Origin of the sequence: uncultured Shewanella sp. (assembly GCF_947495455.1) — a bacterium.
GTDB lineage: Bacteria > Pseudomonadota > Gammaproteobacteria > Enterobacterales > Shewanellaceae > Shewanella.
Window position 1 is genome coordinate 1 of record NZ_CANLZC010000228.1, and the last position, 1101, is coordinate 1101.

The window sequence follows — 1101 nt, forward strand, 5'->3', positions numbered from 1 at the left end:
AAACGTCGCTCTACCTTCCCCATCCTTGGGGTCGTCCATAAATAAGCGATAACGCCGTAGAAAGGAGCGACAAGCGCTGTCCGTAGGATTCACTAAACGTGTTTACTCTTTGTTGAGAGACATTCGCTTAAAATGACTAAGCGTCACCCCTCTTGCCGCGATTAAAACACGTTTATCTCGGACATAATTTAATCATGAAATATCAACAGACCCTAGTCAAATTCTACAAATAATCATCAAAATACTCACAATTCAATCAACATCCTGAACAAAATAAAATTAATATTTTAAAAATCAATAGATTAAATATTGGTATATTGCTTGCTTAAAAATACTCATTGAAATCACAATACAAAAGGGATGACCAAATATGTTCCGTACTCTAATCGTTATGAGTGTTTTATTACTGTCTGTATCTGGATGCATTATCTATGTTGAAGGTGCCAACCACTCTTCTCTAAAACATAAACAGGAAACCAGAATACTTAATACAGAAGATCTTAGCAGCCTTATGGCTAATGTCGGCGCTGGACAATTAACAATTAATGGTGTCAAAAGTCAAAAAGAGATTAAACTCACGGCAAACATTTATTATCATGAAAATACGCCTTATATTTTGACGCTAAAAAAATATGGCGATATAGCAAAATTAAACACCAGCTTTGAACAACACAAGAATATGCGCCCAAATCCTTACATGGATCTCGTCCTATCTATTCCTGCCTATTTTTCACTCGATATCAATGATGGCTCAGGTGCAATAAAAATAACCAATATGGAAGCTAACATTCAACTCAATGATGGCTCTGGAAATATCCAAATTATCGGTGGACATCAACTTGATATCCAAGATGGTTCCGGCAGTATCATCATCAAAAACAATTCAGGAAATACAACGGTTACTGACGGTTCAGGGATGATGACAATTCGCAATAGTGCTGGAGATCTGATAATTGATGATGGCTCTGGTGACATAAAGCTTCAACACATCGCTGGTAATATCAGCATCACAGATGGTTCAGGCGATATATACCCGTGACTGAGGGATCCCCACTTTTCTGGCTCATAAACAATGAATACTGATTGTGAAGTGAGCCAAGT

At 37.3% G+C, this 1101-nt stretch carries 1 protein-coding gene; it reads left to right on the forward strand.

What is annotated here, in order from left to right:
• The first annotated feature begins 370 nt into the window (after positions 1-370).
• Complete coding sequence (locus Q0791_RS24885) at positions 371-1039, forward strand: hypothetical protein (protein WP_299011951.1); 669 nt, start codon at positions 371-373, stop codon at positions 1037-1039.
• The last annotated feature ends 62 nt before the right edge of the window (positions 1040-1101 follow it).

Excerpts from the sequence above, each read along its gene's own strand:
- Q0791_RS24885 (WP_299011951.1), top strand. The coding sequence starts at position 371 with ATGTTCCGTACTCTAATCGTTATGAGTGTTTTATTACTGTCTGTATCT.